General features: G+C 57.1%; 18 protein-coding genes. 6 read left to right on the forward strand and 12 right to left on the reverse strand.

The annotated features are described in order from the left end of the window. Nucleotides 1-63: 63 nt before the first annotated feature. Nucleotides 64-996 carry a LysR substrate-binding domain-containing protein gene (locus tag IEX01_RS12770; protein ID WP_024559396.1) on the reverse strand — a complete coding sequence of 311 codons (933 nt, stop codon included), beginning with the start codon at nt 994-996 and terminating at the stop codon, nt 64-66. Nucleotides 997-1,094: 98 nt separating this feature from the next. On the opposite strand from IEX01_RS12770, the gene betC reads away from it, so the two are divergent. From betC to IEX01_RS12800, 6 genes are all read left to right on the forward strand, one after another. Next, nucleotides 1,095-2,639 carry a choline-sulfatase gene (betC, locus tag IEX01_RS12775; RefSeq protein WP_188723986.1) on the forward strand — a complete coding sequence of 515 codons (1,545 nt, stop codon included), beginning with the start codon at nt 1,095-1,097 and terminating at the stop codon, nt 2,637-2,639. Next, nucleotides 2,639-3,586 (forward strand): choline ABC transporter substrate-binding protein, encoded by a 948-nt coding sequence (choX, locus tag IEX01_RS12780; protein ID WP_200864106.1) that lies wholly within the window; start codon nt 2,639-2,641, stop codon nt 3,584-3,586. The genes betC and choX overlap by 1 nt, the downstream gene beginning before the upstream one ends. Nucleotides 3,587-3,733: 147 nt before the next feature. After that, entirely contained in the window at nt 3,734-4,276 is a 543-nt protein-coding gene (locus IEX01_RS12785) for a hypothetical protein (protein WP_048887758.1), read from the forward strand. Nucleotides 4,277-4,394: 118 nt separating this feature from the next. Further along, nucleotides 4,395-6,062: a methyl-accepting chemotaxis protein gene (gene tsr, locus IEX01_RS12790; protein WP_029591313.1), complete on the forward strand. Its 1,668-nt coding sequence runs from the start codon at nt 4,395-4,397 to the stop codon at nt 6,060-6,062. A gap of 399 nt (nt 6,063-6,461) precedes the next feature. Beyond that, complete coding sequence (locus IEX01_RS12795) at nt 6,462-6,872, forward strand: YsnF/AvaK domain-containing protein (protein WP_024559391.1); 411 nt, start codon at nt 6,462-6,464, stop codon at nt 6,870-6,872. A gap of 41 nt (nt 6,873-6,913) precedes the next feature. Beyond that, nucleotides 6,914-8,128, forward strand: a complete 1,215-nt coding sequence (locus IEX01_RS12800; protein WP_229701851.1) for a YsnF/AvaK domain-containing protein — start codon at nt 6,914-6,916, stop codon at nt 8,126-8,128. A gap of 56 nt (nt 8,129-8,184) precedes the next feature. Here IEX01_RS12800 and IEX01_RS12805 read toward each other — a convergent pair whose 3' ends face one another. The 11 genes from IEX01_RS12805 to IEX01_RS12850 all read right to left on the reverse strand — a co-directional run bounded on the left by IEX01_RS12805 (nt 8,185) and on the right by IEX01_RS12850 (nt 17,472). Then, nucleotides 8,185-8,571 carry a VOC family protein gene (locus tag IEX01_RS12805; protein ID WP_024559389.1) on the reverse strand — a complete coding sequence of 129 codons (387 nt, stop codon included), beginning with the start codon at nt 8,569-8,571 and terminating at the stop codon, nt 8,185-8,187. Next, the gene (locus IEX01_RS12810; protein ID WP_188723987.1) at nt 8,537-9,355 is read right to left on the reverse strand and encodes a DeoR/GlpR family DNA-binding transcription regulator; all 819 of its coding nucleotides are present in this window, start codon (nt 9,353-9,355) and stop codon (nt 8,537-8,539) included. The genes IEX01_RS12805 and IEX01_RS12810 overlap by 35 nt, the downstream gene beginning before the upstream one ends. Nucleotides 9,356-9,469: 114 nt before the next feature. After that, entirely contained in the window at nt 9,470-10,786 is a 1,317-nt protein-coding gene (dsdA, locus tag IEX01_RS12815; protein ID WP_188723988.1) for a D-serine ammonia-lyase, read from the reverse strand. Between the two features lie 102 nt (nt 10,787-10,888). Next, entirely contained in the window at nt 10,889-13,177 is a 2,289-nt protein-coding gene (opgB, locus tag IEX01_RS12820) for a phosphatidylglycerol--membrane-oligosaccharide glycerophosphotransferase (RefSeq protein ID WP_188723989.1), read from the reverse strand. Nucleotides 13,178-13,499: 322 nt separating this feature from the next. Further along, nucleotides 13,500-14,009, reverse strand: coding sequence for a YjjA family protein (locus IEX01_RS12825; RefSeq protein ID WP_024559385.1), 510 nt, complete (start codon nt 14,007-14,009; stop codon nt 13,500-13,502). A gap of 132 nt (nt 14,010-14,141) precedes the next feature. Then, nucleotides 14,142-14,267, reverse strand: coding sequence for a hypothetical protein (locus IEX01_RS21710; RefSeq protein WP_268237270.1), 126 nt, complete (start codon nt 14,265-14,267; stop codon nt 14,142-14,144). A gap of 40 nt (nt 14,268-14,307) precedes the next feature. Beyond that, nucleotides 14,308-15,045: a replicative helicase loader DnaC gene (gene dnaC, locus IEX01_RS12830; protein ID WP_024559384.1), complete on the reverse strand. Its 738-nt coding sequence runs from the start codon at nt 15,043-15,045 to the stop codon at nt 14,308-14,310. A gap of 2 nt (nt 15,046-15,047) precedes the next feature. Beyond that, a complete protein-coding gene (dnaT, locus tag IEX01_RS12835; RefSeq protein ID WP_024559957.1) occupies nt 15,048-15,593 on the reverse strand; it encodes a primosomal protein DnaT in 546 nt (181 codons plus the stop codon). A gap of 210 nt (nt 15,594-15,803) precedes the next feature. Beyond that, the gene (locus tag IEX01_RS12840; RefSeq protein ID WP_024559382.1) at nt 15,804-16,232 is read right to left on the reverse strand and encodes an organic hydroperoxide resistance protein; all 429 of its coding nucleotides are present in this window, start codon (nt 16,230-16,232) and stop codon (nt 15,804-15,806) included. Nucleotides 16,233-16,330: 98 nt separating this feature from the next. Next, nucleotides 16,331-16,786: a MarR family winged helix-turn-helix transcriptional regulator gene (locus IEX01_RS12845; RefSeq protein ID WP_024559381.1), complete on the reverse strand. Its 456-nt coding sequence runs from the start codon at nt 16,784-16,786 to the stop codon at nt 16,331-16,333. 44 nt (nt 16,787-16,830) lie between these two features. Then, on the reverse strand, nt 16,831-17,472 hold the full coding sequence (locus IEX01_RS12850) for a TetR/AcrR family transcriptional regulator (protein WP_024559380.1): 642 nt from the start codon (nt 17,470-17,472) through the stop codon (nt 16,831-16,833). Nucleotides 17,473-17,581: the final 109 nt, after the last annotated feature.

A 17,581-nucleotide genomic window follows, 5' to 3' on the forward strand; every position in this document is an offset into this window, starting at 1 on the left:
CATTAAAAAAGCAAAATAAAGTTAATGCTTTTAATGCAGGCAATAGACAATTTCCGCATTAGCTTATTTATATTCCGGCAATGGATTATGGTTCAGGTGAAAATGCCAGGCTTCATCTAATAACCAGGCGCGGACTTTCTCCTGCTGTGCGGATAAAGGTTTACCGCTGGCGGAGATTAAATAGTACCCGCGCTCGGTACGCACTTCCGGCCCGCACTGAAGAAGCTGGCCGCTTGCCAGAAACGGCGTAACCAGAGGCCGCCAGCCAAGCGCCACGCCTTGTCCTTCAATCGCCGCCTGGATAACCAGCGAGTAGGCGTTGAAGGTGCGCGACGCGCCGTGGCTCTGGCCCCTGATCTGGTGGTGGCGAAACCAGTCTTCCCAGCTAAGCCAGCGCTGCGGGCGGGTTTCCGGAAGCTTCAGCAGGGGGAAATCAAGCAGCCGCTGCGCCGTCGGGTTGCCGCCGATTTCCTGTGCAAGGCTCTGATTGCAAACCGGAATGACCGATTCAGGAAAGAGCCGCTGCGCCTGGGTTCCCGGCCAGTTCCCCGCGCCGAAATAGATAGCCAGATGGGCGTTGCTGTCGCGAAAGTTATAGTCGTTAGGCGAGGTGGATACCTGCACCTCCACGCCCGGAATCAGCGCCTGCAGGGCGTTCATGCGCGGCAGCAGCCAGTAGCTGGCGAAGCCCATATCGGTGTCGATGCGAAGCACGCTGCGCTGGTAGCGCGTGCGCTCAATCTGCTCGCTTATTTCGTTGAGGCTTGCGCGCACTATCTGGTAAAGCCCGCTGCCCGCCTCGGTCAGCTGCACCCCCCGATGACGACGTTCAAATAGCGGCGCGTTGAGCAGATTTTCCAGCAGCTGAATACGCTGGCTGACCGCCGGTTGCGAAAGTCCAAGCTCGTTTCCCGCCGCGGTGAAATTACCGTGACGGGCTGCGGCTTCAAATACGACTAATACCTGTAAAGGCGGAAGCTGTAATTTACCTGCCATAAACTGACCTTATGTCATGATAATAAAATAGCCTCTTCACAGAATGAAAATGGCGTGTGATAAACCTGCCATGTTTTTATTTCTGTGGCGAGTTAATAATGCTTATAAATAAACCGAATATCGTTATTCTGATGGCGGATCAGTTAACTGCGAGCGCGTTGCGCGCCTATGGAAATAAAGTCAGCCTGACGCCGAATATCGATAAGCTGGCGCGTGAAGGTGTGGTATTTGAATCCGCCTACTGCAACAGCCCGCTCTGTGCGCCCTCACGCGCTTCGCTGATGACAGGGCAGTTTATCTCCCGCAACAAGGTGTTTGATAACGCCGCTGAGTTTCGCGCCGATTCGCCCACCTTCTGCCACTACCTGCGCGAACAGGGCTACCGCACCTGGCTTTCCGGCAAGATGCATTTTTGCGGCCCGGACCAGCTGCACGGTTTTGACGAGCGGCTTACCACCGATATTTACCCTGCCGATTTCGGTTGGACGCCGGACTGGCGACACCCGGAGCGCCGCCTCGACTGGTATCACAACATGAGTTCAGTGCTGGAGGCGGGCGAGTGCGTGCGCACCAACCAGCTTGATTTTGACGACGAGGCGCTCTTTATGGCGCGCCAGCGGCTCTACGACGCCGCGCGCCAGCCCGACGAGCGGCCGTTCCTGCTGACGCTTTCGCTGACGCACCCGCACGATCCTTTCGCGATACCTAAGCGCTACCTCGACCGGTTCAGGGAAGACGATATCGATCTGCCGCAGGTTCAGGCCCGGGACGTAGAAAACGATCCGCACTCGGCGCGGCTGCGCGCCATGTACCAGTCAGAAGAGGGGCTGCTGAGCGAAGAGCAAATCAAACGCGCCCGCCACGCTTACTACGGCGCGCTGGCTTACGTTGACGACTGCTTTGGCGAAGTGCTGCGCACGCTGGAGGAGACGGGGCTTGCGGATAACACCGTGGTCTTTGTTATCTCGGACCATAGCGAAATGCTCGGCGAGCGCGGCCTCTGGTACAAGATGTCTTTCTTTGAGAACGCGGCGCGCATCCCGCTTATTGTCCACAGCCCGTCGCGCTTTGCGCCGGGGCGCATAAAAGCGAGCGTGTCGCTGGTAGATTTGCTGCCGACGCTTGTGGAGCTTGCGAGCGGCGAAGACCGCCGCGATGAGGCTGTCGCGCCGCTGGACGGCCAGAGCCTGGTGCCGCATTTGCGCGGCAAGCCGGGGCCGGACGGGGCGGTGAGCGAATATCTGGCGGAGGGCGCTATCGCGCCGATGCTGATGCTGCGTCGCGGTCCGTGGAAATACATGTATTCGCTGAGCGACGCGCCGCAGCTTTTCAACCTGGAGCAAGACCCGTTTGAGCTGAACAACCTTGCCGGCAAGGCTTCGCATCAGGACGTCGTTCGCGAGTTCGCCGCGCGCGCAGCCGCGCACTGGAACGTGGAAGATCTGAACCAGCAGGTGCTGGCAAGCCAGAAGAAGCGTTTGTTTTTAACCCGCGTAGCAGGCCGCGACGCCATTGCGAAATGGGACTTTCAGCCCTTCAGGGCAGCCTCAGAGCGCTATATTCGCAACCACCAGACGCTGGACGAGCAGGAAGCTTTCGCCCGCTACCCGCGTCCTTACACCCACCCAGCCGGGGACAAATAATGAAAATGAAAAAACTCGCCGCCATGCTGTTGCCTGGCATCGCCTTGCTCACCGCTTTCCCGGGCTTTGCCGCCGAGCCGGCAAGCTGCGCCACCGTCAGTCAGTCTGACCCGGGCTGGACCGATATCGCCGCGACCAATGCGCTCTCCGGCACGGTGCTGAAAGCGCTGGGCTACGAGCAGAAGGTGCAGAACCTTTCCGTGGCGCTGGCCTATCAGGGGCTAAAAACCGGCCAGCTCGACGTTTTTCTTGGCAACTGGATGCCCGCCCAGCAGCCGGTTATCAGCAAATTTACCGAAGATGGCTCGGTTAAGGTGGTAGGCGCGAACCTGCCTGCCGCGAAATTTACTCTGGCGGTTCCCGACTATGTCGCCGCCGCTGGCGTGAAGGATTTTGCCGATCTGCAAAAAAACGCCGATAAGTTCGACCATAAGATTTACGGCATCGCTCCCGGCGCGCCCGCTAATCAGAACATCAAAAAGATGCTCGATAAACACGACTTTGGCCTGCAGGGCTGGAACCTGGTGGAATCGAGCGAGAGCGGCATGCTGGCGCAGGTGACCCGCGCCGTGAACCGCAAACAGTGGGTGGTGTTCCTTGGCTGGGAGCCGCACGCCATGAACACCCGCTTTAAGCTCACCTACCTGAGCGGTGGCGATGCTTATTTCGGCCCGAACTACGGCAGCGCCACCGTAAACACCGTGACGCGCAAGGACTACGCGACGCAGTGCCCGAACCTTAACCGCTTCTTTACCCAGCTGAAGTTCGATGTCGCGCTGGAAAACGCAGTTATCGCCCGCGTGCTGGACGACAAACAGGATGTGAACGAGGCGGCGAAAGCGGAGCTGGCGAAGCGCCCGGAACTGCTCTCCGGCTGGCTTAACGGCGTGACGACCCGCGACGGGAAACCTGCGGAGCCGGCGGTGAAAAAAGCGCTGGGGATCTAACCTGCGGCGGTTTTTAGCATATCGTCAGGCAAATTTTCCTCAGGGAAGAGGAAGATGGCTTATTAACGCCAGGGGTTTATCCGCGCTTTTCGCTGTCAGTCTGGGCTCGTAACATGCTGTTTTTTATCAGCACAGCAGAAAAGTAAAATGATTAACCGCGATTTTGACCACCTCTGCACGCTTCTTCACCCGTTTTTTATCCGCGAAGATATTCGCCAGAAGCTCAATATTATCGACCAGAACAACATTACCGGCTGGGAAGTCTGGCTGCAGATTGAGTTTTCGAGCCTGTTGGTTTCCACCGGGCATGAGTGGTGGCGCGAGCAAACGCTGAACGCCGATTTACGTAAAAACCCGGTACGCAACTCGCTGCGCACCGACTTCCTGCTGCGCAAGAAAGGCTGGACCCTGGACAGCTATATCGCGCTGGAGATTAAGCAGAATAACGATCCGACCAGCTGCGTGCGCAACATGGTGCTCGACCTTGAGAAAAGCGCGCGCATCAAAGCGTCGGAAATCGATCTGCGCAGCTTCTGGACGCTTGGCATTACCCGTACGATTGAACGCGAAAGGCTGGAAACGCTAATCGATCGCTACCTGATAGATAAGTACTACCAGACGAAAAGCCGGGACAGGCACGTACTGCTGGAACCCATTGAAGATACGCCATTTTGTTATATCGTCATCTGAACGCGGTTGTTTACAGGCCTGACCACAGGCGATACGTCATGAAAACCCTTCATTTTGTATAAAGTTTTCCCGGTATGTGCCGAAACCAGTGATTCTGTCGTACCGGAAATGAGAAACCATGTTAAACCGAGTCAAAGTTGTTACCAGCTTATTATTTGTGCTGGGGCTATTTGGGATTTTACAAATGGCTTCCGGTGGTCTGTTCTTCAATGCCATCAAAAATGACAAAGAGAACTTCACAATTCTGCAAACCATCCGCCAGCAGCAGTCTACGCTGAATGCCAGCTGGGTGGCCCTGCTCCAGACCCGCAACACCCTGAACCGCGCCGGCATCCGCTACATGATGGACGCCAACAACATGGGCAGCGGGGCGACCGTTAACGAACTGATGCAGATTGCCACCACCTCGCTTAAGCAGGCGGAAGAGAAGTGGGCGGCCTATCAGGCGCTGCCGCGCGACCCTCGCCAGAGCGAGCAGGCGGCGGTGGAGATCAAGCGCAACTACGATATCTATCACGGCGCGCTGGCCGAGCTTATCCAGCTGCTGGGCGCGGGCAAAATTAATGACTTCTTCGATCAGCCGACCCAGAAATACCAGGATGGCTTCGAGAAAGAATATAACGACTACATGCAGCAGAACGACAGCCTCTATCAGCTGGCCGTAGATGGCAATAACGGCTCTTACAGCCTGGCTATCTGGATCCTGATTGGCGTGCTGGCGGTTGTGCTTGCGGTGATTATCGCGGTCTGGTTCGGCATTCAGAAAGCGCTGCTGGCGCCGCTTCACAGCCTGATTGAGAGCATTCGCCATATCGCGAGCGGCGACCTGGTGCGTCGTATCGACGTGGAAGGCACCAACGAAATGGGCCAGCTGGCCGATAGCCTGCGCCATATGCAGGGCGAACTGGTACGCACGGTAAGCGTGGTGCGCACCGGCGCGGACGCTATCTATAGCGGCGCCAGCGAAATTTCCGCCGGCAATAACGATCTCTCCTCCCGTACCGAGCAGCAGGCGGCTTCGCTGGAAGAGACTGCAGCCAGCATGGAGCAGCTGACCGCAACCGTGAAGCAGAACGCCGAAAACGCCCGTCAGGCGAGCCAGCTGGCGCTGAGCGCCTCTGAAACGGCGCAGAAAGGCGGCAAAGTGGTGGATAATGTGGTGCAGACCATGCGCGATATCGCGGGCAGCTCGCAGAAAATCGCCGACATCACAAGCGTTATCGACGGCATCGCTTTCCAGACCAACATCCTCGCGCTTAACGCCGCAGTAGAAGCGGCGCGCGCGGGCGAACAGGGCCGCGGCTTTGCGGTGGTCGCAGGCGAAGTGCGCAACCTGGCGCAGCGCAGCGCTCAGGCGGCAAAAGAGATTAAAGGCCTTATCGACGACTCCGTGAGCAAAGTCGACGTGGGTTCAACGCTTGTGGAAAGCGCGGGCGAAACCATGGGTGAAATCGTCAGCGCGGTGACGCGCGTAACCGACATCATGGGCGAAATCGCTTCTGCTTCTGATGAGCAGAGCCGCGGTATCGACCAGGTCGGCCTGGCGGTGTCTGAAATGGACCGCGTGACCCAGCAGAACGCCTCGCTGGTGGAAGAGTCCGCTGCGGCTGCGGCGGCGCTGGAAGAGCAGGCGAGCCGCCTGACGCAGGCTGTCACGGTGTTCCGCATCAAGCAGGACGCCCGTGAAGCGGTTCAGGCGACGCCTGCGCCCAAAGCGCCTGTCGCCCCGGTCGCTCCGCGCAAGCCGGTAGTGGCCGATGGCGGTGACAACTGGGAAACCTTCTGATTCCTCTCAGCTAAGTCCATCAACCCCCGTCCTGTGACGGGGGTTTTCTTTTTTCAGCCCAGCGATAAAACTATTGCCGGAATATTCTTAGCCGCTTTTCTGGTTTCGTTGAAATAATTTCCACACAGCGTGCTTCTTCGCTTCGCTTATTTTTGTGCGGATTAATGTATAAGCGTGGCGGTAAAATCTCGCCTTCCGTGCCGATAAAAATAAAATTTCCCCTCTGATTTTTTATTAATTACGTAAGCTAACAGCGTTTTTATATTTATTAACAATTTCTTTCGCTCCGCTTTTATTTTTCCCCCGTGCCGTAGTCTATGCTTATAACTATGTGATTGAATAATGACTATTTATTACGCGAATATTGTTCGGGAATATCGACCAGAGCCAGGAAACGCTATGTCAGATAAACATGATGATAACGAAACGACAAAGCCGGACGCAGAGCAGGCGCTGACGCTGGCCGAAGAGCAGGCGGAAATCACTAAAACGAAAGTTGTGGATCGCCGTATTCGCTTAACCCGAACTACGCACTCAGAAGAGAAAATGCTTGAAACGGAATTATCTCAGGAACAGGTATTCATCGAGCATGTCATAAAAAATGAACCCGTTGATGAAAATAACATTCCGCAGGTTCGTGAGCAGGGGGATACATTAATTATCCCGGTAATAGAAGAGCAGGTCGAAATTATCAGGCGTTATGTCCTGAAAGAGGAAGTTCATATTCGCAAAGTGAAAACGACCGAGCCTTATCAGGAAAAAGTGATTTTACGACGCCAGGAGTTTGATATTTCCACGGATGAGGAATAAACGGAACGTAACCCAAAACCGAAGCACGAGGAGAATCTGTTATGGCACATGAGAAAATCGTTACTGCTTTTAAACAGCTTCAGCAGGCGGAAGTGGCAAAAGAGAAACTGATTGCAGAGGGTATCGCGGAACACAACATCGATATCATCTCAGGTGAACGGCTGCGGGTTGAAGACAAAGAAATACGCCACCCAAGCTTCTGGCAGCGGTTGTTTGGCGACGACGTGGATGATGATTACGCAGAAGAGTACAACCAGGCGATTCGTACGGGCGGCGTGCTGCTGACAGCGCGCGTGGATAAAGATGACGCAGATCGTATTGAGGCGCTGCTGGATGAATATTCATCTGATTATGCTTCCTCCGGCACTTACGGCGGCTACGGCGTGGGTAAAAGCCCGGAAAATGCCGACCGCGACCGCGAATTTATGGGCGAAACCGATGATGTGACCGGCACCGGCCGCACGACGGGCAGCCTGAACAGCGGCCTCGCGGGCATCGGCGCAGCAGGCGCAGGCGTGGCGGGCGGCACCATTAACGATCCGTCTGAAAAAGTGCCCGGCACAAGCGACGATACGGTGCCGGATGCGGATGATTTAACCCGCGATCGCACCCTGACCGGCCAGGGCAGCGCGGATTACGTGGATGACGATACCCTGCGCGATCGCGATGTCACGGGCCGTACTGGCGCGGGGCTGGTGGATGATGATGACATTAGCAACCGCGATCTGACTGGCCGCACAGGCATAGCGGATGATGACGATATTGCTAACCGCGGCTACGGCACGCCGGGCAGCGCCGTACCGACAGCGGCTGGCGCGATAAGCGGTGCCGACCGCGATGAGACGCTGAAGCTTGCAGAAGAGCAGGTGGAAATTGGCAAACGACGCGTGAGCGATGGTGTCGTGCGTCTGCGTCGTTACACCGTGGAAGAAGATGTCTCGGAGGATATTTCGCTTTTCGATCAGCATGCCGACGTATTCCGCCATGCGGTAGACGAACCCGCCTACCTGAACGACGTTGACTGGTCGGAAAAAACCATCGAAGTGGAAGAGTCTCATGAAGTGCCGACGGTGAACAAAACCGCCCGCGTGCGTGAAGAAGTAGGCCTGCGCACCGAAGGCAACGAGCGGGTAGAAACGGTGAAAGATACGGTGCGCCGCCAGGAGGTGGAAGTGGATAAATCTGGCGCCGACCGCCTTTCCGATACCGATAGCGACCGTCTGAAAGAGGATGACGATCCGCTGCTGCGCAAATAATCTTGCTTCAGCAAAACCGGCCCGCGCTGCCCCGCAGCGCGGGTTTTTTATTGTCTTTAGCCTGCGGTGATCTCGACAAGGTTGCCGTCCGGGTCTTTCAATACCGCTTCGTAAAAACCGTCGCCGGTCATGCGCGGCCCGCTCAGCAGAATGCCCGCCTCTTTCGCCCGGTGCGCCAGCCGGTCTACCGCCTGTTTATCGCCGACGTCCAGCGCGATATGCGCCCAGCCGCCATGTTCTTTATCGGCAGGCCCGTCGGGGAGCGCGGGCAGCGACATCAACTCAAGCGTGGCGCCTTCCGACAGCGTTACAAAACGCGAGGTAAAGCCCGGGCGGTTTTTACTGACGTAAAGCTCGCCTGCTTCAGCATGGAACCAGTCGGCCCAGAAGCGGGCCTGCGCGTCGAGATCAGTTGTCCACAGTGCGACATGGGCGATTTTCATTCACATTTTCTCCCGAAGGTAAGAGGGCATGAAGCACCGCGCCGCCGTGCTGGCGAACGTCCAGCTCCATCTCCAGGTGCGCGTTGCGTGAGGTAATGAGGTAATCGACATCGGCTGCGCCCATGAAATGGTACGGGGCAAAGCGGCCGGGTTTGTCGCTGCTGCACAACACCGCCACGCTTCCTGTATGGGCCAGAAGCTGCTGCTTAAACTGCGCGTCCTGATAATGCAGCGCGCCGAAGCCGCTCTGCGTTTCAAAGGCGCAGACGCCGATAAAAGCGACATCAAAGCGAAAGGGCCTGAGTTGCTCAAGCGCCCGAATATCCACCGCGCCGCCGACCTGCTCGTTCAGCTCTCCGCCCAGCATGATGGTGCGGATACCCGGTTTCGCCAGCAGCCGGGCGGCGATATCGACGCTGTTGGTGACGACAGTCAGGTCGCTGTCGCGCGGCAGCAAATCCGCCAGCAGCAGGTGCGTGCTGCCCGCATCGAGATAGAGCAGCTGGCCGGGGCAGAGAATGTGCAGCGCCGCCTGCGCCAGCGCCTGCTTTTCATCTGCGCTTACCGCAAGGCGCATCTGCGGCGTGCCGCTGGCGGGGGAGGGAAGCAGCGCGCCGCCGTAGGTGCGTTTGCATCTCCCCTGGCGGGCCAGCTCACGCAGGTCGCGGCGGATGGTCGCTTCGGTGGCGCCAAGGCGCAGCGCCAGGTCGGCGGCCATCACTTTGCCATCCTCTTTCAGGATGTTAAGAATGATGGTCTGCCGTTCATCAGGAAAGAGTTTCATATCGCCATTTCATTGGTATGGAATGTTCATGAATGTACATCAATGAATACAAATGTACATTGCTGGCGATAAAAAACGCGATCCCGGCTACACCGCCAGGATCGCGTGATGATCTTAACGCTGGCCTTGCAGGTATTTTTCCCGCTCAGCCTGCGGCACCATGCCGCCGCCCGTGGCCCAGACCAAATGGGTGGCGTTGTTAAGCTGCGCCGTGGTGAAACGGGAGAGGTAATCCGCCGTCAGCCGCCATGGGCCTGGCATGCCCGCCAGCGCGGAAGGCTCAAGCGTAATATGTTCTGCTTCATGGAGCTGGCGCAGCAGGGCGAACAGCGTTTCGTCGGCTACCGTAAAGTAACCGTCTATCAGCCGTTCCATCGCCCGCCCCACGAAGCCGGAGGCGCGACCAACGGCAAGACCATCGGCCGCCGTGACGTTATCAATGCCCAGTTCCTGAACGGAAATCGCCTCATGCAGGCCGGTGTGCACGCCAAGCAGCATGCACGGAGAGTGCGTGGGTTCGGCAAACAGGCAGTGAACGTTGTCGCCAAAAGCGAGCTTCAGACCAAAGGCGACGCCGCCTGGGCCGCCGCCCACGCCGCAGGGCAGGTAGACGAATAGCGGGTTATCGGCGTCCACGGTCACGCCTTGTTGTATAAACTGTTGTTTAAGCCTTTCCCCTGCTACCGCGTAGCCAAGGAACAGCGTGCGGGAATTTTCATCATCAATGAAAAAGCAGCGCGGATCGCGCTCTGCCGCCTTGCGCCCCTGCTCGACCGCCACGCTGTAATCCTGCTCGTATTCCACTACCTCTACGCCATGCTCGCGCAGCAGCGTTTTTTTCCACTGGCGGGCGTCGGCGGACATGTGCACGCTCACGTTAAAACCGAGCTTTGCGCTCATGATGCCAATGGACAGCCCCAGATTGCCGGTAGAGCCTACCGCGATGCGATACTGGTTAAAAAACTGACGAAAGGCGGGAGTGGCGAGTTTACGGTAATCATCCTGAAGGCTAAGCAGCTTCGCCTCCAGCGCCAGCTTCTCGGCGTGAGCCAGCACCTCATAGATGCCGCCGCGCGCTTTAATGGAGCCGGAGACAGGCAGATGGCTGTCTTTTTTCAGCCACAGCGCGCCGGGCAGCGGCTGACCGTAACGCTGCGCCAGCGCGTTTTGCATGGCGGGCACTGGCGCCACCTCCGATTCAATGATCCCCTGTGTGGCGCGCGTTTGTGGGAACACCTCGGCGATATAAGGCGCAAAGCGGGCCAGCCGCGCTTCGGCGTCGCGCACGTCGGCTTGCGTCAGCCCGACGTAAGGCAGCCCTTCAGCAAGGGAAGTGGCGGCGGGGTTAAACCAGGCGGTTTCGCGCAGGGCGATAAGATCGTTCAGTAAGGGAAAAGCAGCGGCCAGTTCGGCAGGGGAAGGCGTGGTCATGGCGTTCTCGCGTACGAAAAGGAAAAGAGCAGCATAGCAGCATGTGCGGCGAGGCAGAAACGGCGTCAGGCCGCTGGCGTAAAGGGCCAGCGGCGCGGTCTGTCACCCTTCGACATTCACCACTTTGATATCCACCATGCCGATACCCAACTGGCGCGGCGAGTGGCCGAGGATATTACCCTCGTTAGTGGTTTGCGGGTCCGGCGGCACGATGACCAGCGTGTTGCTGCGCGATGGGTTTTCAAAATGCAGCGTGGTGGTTGAGACATCGTTGCCAAGCGTCAACGTCTGCTCTTTGTCTCCCACCCGCACCGGAATCGGTTTGTTGGCGTTCGGGCCGAAGGCTTTCGCGGTGATAACCAGGTCGAATTTCTCCGGCAGCGGCGCGTTATATTCAATCTTCACTTCATTGCCGAGCTGCGCGTTTGACCAGCGCCCCCAGGATTCCGGACGCGAAATGCCGGTGAACTGCTTCACCTCTTCCGGCGCGCCCGCCACGTTAAAGACGAAGCTGTCGGCTTTGTAGCGAATATCGTTATCGACGATTTTCAGCAGGTCGACGTTGCGCTGGTAGTGGTCGGTGCTGATGACGGTGTCGCGAAACGCCGCTTTGCCCTGCCAGATGGCTTTATCCACCCGCTGCACTTTCTGCTCGCCGCCCAGTTGGCCCTGCGAGACGCAGAGGTCGGTAGAGAGCGCCAGTTCCGGCGCCCAGAGGCGCGCCATCTTGTAGCAGTTATCCACCCACAGGAAATTATCGCGCGGGGCGAAATCCGCCAGCTGGTAGCGCAGCGGCGCGGAGTATTCGCTCTCCGGCAACGGCTCTATTTTCTTATCGGCAACGCGCAGCAGCAGCGGCAAGTGGAAGCGGCTGCCGGAGAACGCGATGGTTTTTTTCTGCTGATCGACCGTGAAGTCATCGATTTTGGTCGGGAAATTCCACAGACGGATGATGTCCGGCTTCCAGGCGAGCACTTTCTCTTTCATGTTCAGGAACACGGTCGAGAGCGACTGGCCGGAGATGCTGCTGCGCCCCAGTCCGATGAAGTTGTCGCCGCCCAGGATATCCAGCACCGTTGCGCCGTTGTCTATGGTGCTGCGCTTCACCGCCACCACGTCCTGCTGCGGTTTATCGCCGCGCAGGATAAAGAACAGATTTTCCCTGTCCTGCTTGCTCAGGTATTTATAAGCCGTGTTGTTCATCGCCAGATGGTCGGAAGAGACCACGATGACCGTATTTTTGAAGTACGGCGAGGCTTTGATTTTGTTGATAAGCGCCGCGATATGCTCCTGGCTGCAGGTTACGGCGCTGAATGACTGATTCGGTTTGCCTTCGAACGCGTAGCTTTTACGCTGGCAGGTGCGCGAGACGAAGCCGTCGGGATGGTGGGTGTCCACCGTCAGCGCGAAAAGGGAAAAGCGTTTGCCCGCTTTCGACAGTTCTTCATACTTTTTCCAGACCTGCTCGAGCACCGTGTCGTCATAGAAGCCCCAGTCGTTGCGATAGGCCGGGTCCGCCACCACGCCTTTCAGCTCCTCCGCGCCGTACAGGTGGTCAAAACCATGGGATTTCAGGAAGACATCTTTGCCGGCGAAGCGCAGATTCGCGCCCTGCATAAAGTAGTTTTCGTATCCGGAGTTTTTCAGGATATCGCCAAGACAGATATTTTGCGGGAAGAAGCTCGACATTGAGGCCGAGGCGTTGCCCTCGAACGGCGCAAAAAGCGGAATGCCGCACTGGGAGGCGACCATACCGGCGATGGTGTAGTCGGTGCCGGGGAGCTGCATCGTTTTGCTGAAATCCAGCCCTTCGTTTTTCAACGCGCCCAGTTCCGGCGCAAGCTGCGGGAACGCCTGATCGTCAAAATAGGTGCGCTCCAGGCTTTCGCCGTAGATATACACCAGGTTCAACTGCGGGTCGGGGATCGTTTTATTCGGCTCTTTATAATACGTGACGAAATCAGGGTCGCCTTCGCGGCTTTGCGATTTCACCAGTTCGGTTATCTGGCGAAACGCCGGGCTTGCGTCCACCGAGGCGAGCGCCAGCGCCAGTGCCAACAGGCTATAGCCAAGGTGATGCGGATGGCGACGGCGGCGCAATATCCAGGCGAGCAGGCCGAACACCGCCACCAGGATGGCGATAAGCCCGACGGCGGGCAGAATGTATTTGGTCACGCCTGCGCCGGTAAGGCTGTTGGTAAGGGTGTAAAGCACCGCGTCGTTAATGCCGTCGCCGGTAAAATAGTTACTGGCGTAAAGCGTAATGTTCAGGATGACAAACAGCCCTAACACCACCAGCGTGGCGACAAACCACCAGGTATTGCGGCCCGCTTTTAGCGCGTAAATCGCCACGGAGGCGAGAAAAAAGACCACGGAAAGCAATTCTGACACTACCGCACCCTCACAGACGGCTCACGCCGACAGGCTTAATTCCACTTTTTTAGCGCTACAATCTAACTTTGCTGTCACGCTCCTGCAATTCTAGTGTCATGGTTTTGTGCTGTTGTTCGGAATTGGTTTAGATACGTTATTTTTTGACGCGTATCGCATCGCTGTGCGGCGGCGTTTTGCCGCCTGTTAGCCTTTTTCCTGTCTGGCGGTTTGCACCATGCGGTCAATACGAAATAAGCAGGGGCTTCAGGACGCGTGGTAAGCCAGATAAGCGAGGGGAGAAAAAGCGAACCCGGCGCGGCGACGCGCGCCGGAAGAGGCGTCAGGAGAGGAAATTCACGCCCTGTTTTAGCACGATGTCGCAGGCTTTGGTTTTCACCTTCTGGGCAAGCGGCGTGGTGCCGATGTTGTTCAGGTTTAAAGGCTGGCCGTCGCCTGTATCAAGCAGGCCCTGAGCGCCCTGCAGGAAATCGGGCTCCTGCTGCTGCTCCTGCGGCGTCGTGATGCCAAGCTTCTCCATCACCTGATTTTTAATATTCTCCGTACTGGTGGCGGAGACCAGCTTCTGCTTAATGCAATATTGCAGAATGCCTGCCGCGTTAGGCATGGTTTCGGCGCTCAGCGTTGAGGCGCCGCCGTTAAGCAGGCCGGTGAGCGAGGAGAGCGAAAGGCCGCCCTGCTGGGTCGTGGAGGCGGTTGCGCCGCTGCTGCTCTGCTGGCTGAGTTGACTGGCGGCGCTGGAAAGGGATTCCTGCCAGCTGGCGGCCTGGGCATTGCCGCACATAAAGCCAGCGGCGATCGCCGCAAGGCAAATACTTTTCACTGCTTTCATCACGCTTACTCTCTTTTATGGCAATAACGCCGGAAAACTGGCCCGAGTATAACGACGCTGACGGCGTAAATAAGCTCTCACTGCGCGCTAATTCGCAAAACGGCCTGCACAACGGCACTTTCCAGTTTTTTCTTAGGCGGCAGGGCGCGTTTTACCAAAACGGCGCTGGTCATCGGCTTCGCGCAGAGCGATGCTGATACTCACGCCTTCGCCCGCCGCGGGCAGCGGGCGGTGCGGGCGAAGCGTATTCAGCGACATCGGGGGGGATAAGCGCCAGGCGTGGGCGGGAGCGTAAAAATTAATACTCTTTGCCGGTGACGCGGCTGCGGTAGCTGTCCCAGTTGAAATTCACCCACAGGCTATTGCCAAGGCGCATACGGTCCATCACGCGCTCACCCAGAAGCTTGGTCATCTCTTCCATGTTCTGGTTAGTGAGCATGCCGGTGGGACGTTTGGAGGAGGAACGGCGATCCACAAGCTGGTTGATTATTACTTTTTCGTAGCGCGATTCGCTTTGCATACCTATCTCGTCAATGACAAGCAGGTCAACGTTGCTGAGATCCTTAAGCAGCTGTTCTTCACTGGTTTCACGATTGCCAAAGGTATCTTTCATCGCGGACATAATATCGGCCACCGTGATTATCATGACCGACTTGCCGCGCAGCAGCAGCTCATTGCAGATAGCAGCGGCAAGGTGGTTTTTACCGGTTCCTGGCTTGCCTGCAAACACAAAGCTCGCAATGTTGCCATCAAACGCCTCGACATACTGGCGCGCCTTGTTAACCGCATTCATCTGCCCCTCATTTTCAACTCTGTAGTTGTCGAAGGAGCAGTTCTGGTGCAGCGGGCGAATGCCGGAGCGATTAAACGTACGCTGCATTTTCATCGCCCGGTTTTCACGCTCGATGGCTTCTGAGCGAAGACGTCCCTGCTCCTGCTGCCAGGCGAGTAGCTCTTCGCCGGTTTTAAACGCGGGCGTCACGTCAGGCGGCATAAGCCGCTTAAGACGCGCCATCAGGTCAGTGACGTTTTTCATCGTTAACCTCGGAATCCGTCAGGAATGTGGTCGTCTGGTTGCGGGATGGTATTCACATCGCGTCGCGCTCCATTGCCAGAGGCGGCGCGGTTCATCTGCACGCTGCGCGCCAGCTTCTGCTGCCACTGGATATGGTGAAACACTTTGCCTTCCGCCTGCCAGTAGGTAACGAAAGAGGCGAGCTCTTGCGGCGTGACTGGCTGAGCAAGCGGGATGCCCCATAGCGCCGCCATGCGCTGGAACTCCGCGTCAGGCTGCCAGCCCAGGTACATGCGAAATTTACCCGCCGGCGCAGGGACAGGCTGCGCAGGGTCGACAAACTCTTCATACAGCTGCGCATCCAGGACGACATCCGTTTGCGGCGCGGCAAGTTGCGCTTCTTTGGCCAGCAGTTCCGCCATGCGTTCCGGCGTAACGGCGTAAAAAGCGGGCGCATTGTTATCGAAAACCGCCACGGCGCCGCGTTCGGCCTGCGCCAGCACGCTGTCGGGATCGCGCCGGAAGGCGTTAATGTCGACGATGTCTGCGGTTAATACTCTGGAAGACATAAAACTATCTCAATCAACGGGTTAGCTAAGATTCGCTTGAGGGGGAACGCATCATAGCGTTTATGGCTTCATAGTAGCACAGTCGGGCTGCGTGTTTGAGGCCGCAGGCGCAGGAAAGGGCAGATATGCTGAAAAAAAACGCAGGCGCGCAAGTCGACTTACGCGCCTGTATTTCCCCGGCAGGGCAGTATTTTAAAGTAATGCAGCGAGTTAGCTAATGATGTTCAGCGTAACGTCGATGTTGCCGCGGGTCGCGTTGGAATAAGGGCAAACAATATGCGCCGCATCGACCAGTTTTTTCGCTTCCGCTGCGTCCATTCCCGGCAGGTGAATATTCAGCTTCGCTTCGATGCCAAAGCCGGTCGGCAGCGGTCCGATGCCCACTTCACCTTCAATAAACGCTTCTTTCGGCATGGCGATTTTGTCGCGCGCAGAAACGAACTTCATCGCGCCCAGGAAACAGGCGGAGTAGCCGGCGGCAAAAAGCTGTTCCGGGTTGGTAACGTCGCCACCCATACCGCCCATCTCTTTTGGCACGCCAAGCTTCACGTCCAGCACGCCGTCAGAGGAGGTGGCGCGGCCGTCACGGCCCCCGGTGGCTTTTGCTTTAGCGGTGTAGATCACTTTTTCTAATGACATGGCAGGTTCCTCGTCGTTTCGTTTTAGGGCAAAAATATCGAGCTATAAAATAGCGCGCTATACATGTGTTTTTTTTAAAACCCTCCCGCAGGAGGGCGTTAAGCTTTATTCAGGCTGTCACGGAACGTTTCAAGCTGGGTCTTCAGGCTAACCAGCGTATCAATGTCGCAGTTCGCGGCGCAACGCACCGATTCCGGCAGCGATAGCGCTTTCGCCTGGAGGTCGCGTCCGTTCCCGGTCAGGGTGACGACGACCTGGCGTTCATCTTCGCGTGAGCGCTGGCGCAATAACAAACCCGCGCTTTCCATCCGCTTCAGCAGCGGCGTCAACGTAGCGGAGTCCAGAAACAGTCGCTCGCCAATCTGCGAGACGGTAATGTCATCCTGCTCCCACAACACCATCAACACCAGATACTGCGGGTAGGTAATGCCAAGCGGCGCCAGCAATTGCCGGTACAGCTTATTTAACGCAAGGCTCGCGGAGTAAAGCGCGAAGCAGAGCTGGTTATCCAGCCGGAGCGTTGTCTCTTCGTCAGCAGGTAATGTCGTTTTCATGGTTTTCAATATAGATAGCGCACAATTTAATTGCAAGTTATTTTTTACGGGCAGATGTAGCGCAGAACGACCTGGACGGCCATCTCCCGGTAATAGTCGAGCTGGGCGCGGCTGTCGGTCTCTTCTTCAAACAGCATAGAAAAAGTATAGCTATTGGCGACGTGATGAAAGCTGAAGCTGCTTATCAGGCGATGAACGTCGCGGGCGTTAACCTGTTTGCTGAAGAGCTGGCGCGCCTGGCCGCGGGCCAGGATCTCTTCCAGCAGCGTCAGGGCGCTGCGGTTGATATCACGGATCCAGGCCGATTCTCGCATATAACGGCCGCGCTGCATGTTCTCCATGCAAATGATGCGAACAAAATCCGGATGGGCGGCGTGGTAGTCGAAACTGGCTTCCACCAACTGCACCATTGCTTCAACCGGCGGCATTGCCGACAGGTTTAACGCTTTTTCGCTGGCGCGGATTTGGGTATAGACATACTCCAGCACCTGCACATAGAGCCGCTCTTTCGTTTTAAAGTGGTAGACCACCATGCGCTTGGTGGTGCCCGCCTTTTCGGCAATTTGCTCCATGCGCGCGCCGTTAAGGCCGTATTCGGCAAACAGCTCAATGGCGCTGAAGAAAATCTTCTCTTTCAGGCTCGCTTCGTCAAAGCGCGTGGGCAGGTAAACATCATGATTTTCCACTACAACTCCTTGGTCCCGCAGGGATGAGCAGGGCGATTATGGCAGCGCGGGCGCGATGCACAAGCCCGCGATGGCAATTCTCTGCGTTAAACCAAAAAGAGAGTCGGGC

The sequence above is a fragment of the Franconibacter daqui genome (genome assembly GCF_014644275.1).
Classification (GTDB): Bacteria; Pseudomonadota; Gammaproteobacteria; order Enterobacterales; family Enterobacteriaceae; genus Franconibacter; species Franconibacter pulveris.

Excerpts from the sequence above, each read along its gene's own strand:
- IEX01_RS12805 (WP_024559389.1), bottom strand. The coding sequence starts at position 8,571 with ATGAAAATCGCCCATGTCGCACTGTGGACAACTGATCTCGACGCGCAG.
- IEX01_RS12785 (WP_048887758.1), top strand. The coding sequence starts at position 3,734 with ATGATTAACCGCGATTTTGACCACCTCTGCACGCTTCTTCACCCGTTT.
- IEX01_RS12825 (WP_024559385.1), bottom strand. The coding sequence starts at position 14,009 with ATGAAAGCAGTGAAAAGTATTTGCCTTGCGGCGATCGCCGCTGGCTTT.
- IEX01_RS12845 (WP_024559381.1), bottom strand. The coding sequence starts at position 16,786 with ATGAAAACGACATTACCTGCTGACGAAGAGACAACGCTCCGGCTGGAT.
- betC (WP_188723986.1), top strand. The coding sequence starts at position 1,095 with ATGCTTATAAATAAACCGAATATCGTTATTCTGATGGCGGATCAGTTA.
- dsdA (WP_188723988.1), bottom strand. The coding sequence starts at position 10,786 with ATGACCACGCCTTCCCCTGCCGAACTGGCCGCTGCTTTTCCCTTACTG.
- IEX01_RS12800 (WP_229701851.1), top strand. The coding sequence starts at position 6,914 with ATGGCACATGAGAAAATCGTTACTGCTTTTAAACAGCTTCAGCAGGCG.
- dnaT (WP_024559957.1), bottom strand. The coding sequence starts at position 15,593 with ATGTCTTCCAGAGTATTAACCGCAGACATCGTCGACATTAACGCCTTC.
- choX (WP_200864106.1), top strand. The coding sequence starts at position 2,639 with ATGAAAATGAAAAAACTCGCCGCCATGCTGTTGCCTGGCATCGCCTTG.
- IEX01_RS12795 (WP_024559391.1), top strand. The coding sequence starts at position 6,462 with ATGTCAGATAAACATGATGATAACGAAACGACAAAGCCGGACGCAGAG.
- IEX01_RS12840 (WP_024559382.1), bottom strand. The coding sequence starts at position 16,232 with ATGTCATTAGAAAAAGTGATCTACACCGCTAAAGCAAAAGCCACCGGG.
- IEX01_RS12810 (WP_188723987.1), bottom strand. The coding sequence starts at position 9,355 with ATGAAACTCTTTCCTGATGAACGGCAGACCATCATTCTTAACATCCTG.
- IEX01_RS21710 (WP_268237270.1), bottom strand. The coding sequence starts at position 14,267 with ATGTCGCTGAATACGCTTCGCCCGCACCGCCCGCTGCCCGCGGCGGGC.
- dnaC (WP_024559384.1), bottom strand. The coding sequence starts at position 15,045 with ATGAAAAACGTCACTGACCTGATGGCGCGTCTTAAGCGGCTTATGCCG.
- IEX01_RS12770 (WP_024559396.1), bottom strand. The coding sequence starts at position 996 with ATGGCAGGTAAATTACAGCTTCCGCCTTTACAGGTATTAGTCGTATTT.
- tsr (WP_029591313.1), top strand. The coding sequence starts at position 4,395 with ATGTTAAACCGAGTCAAAGTTGTTACCAGCTTATTATTTGTGCTGGGG.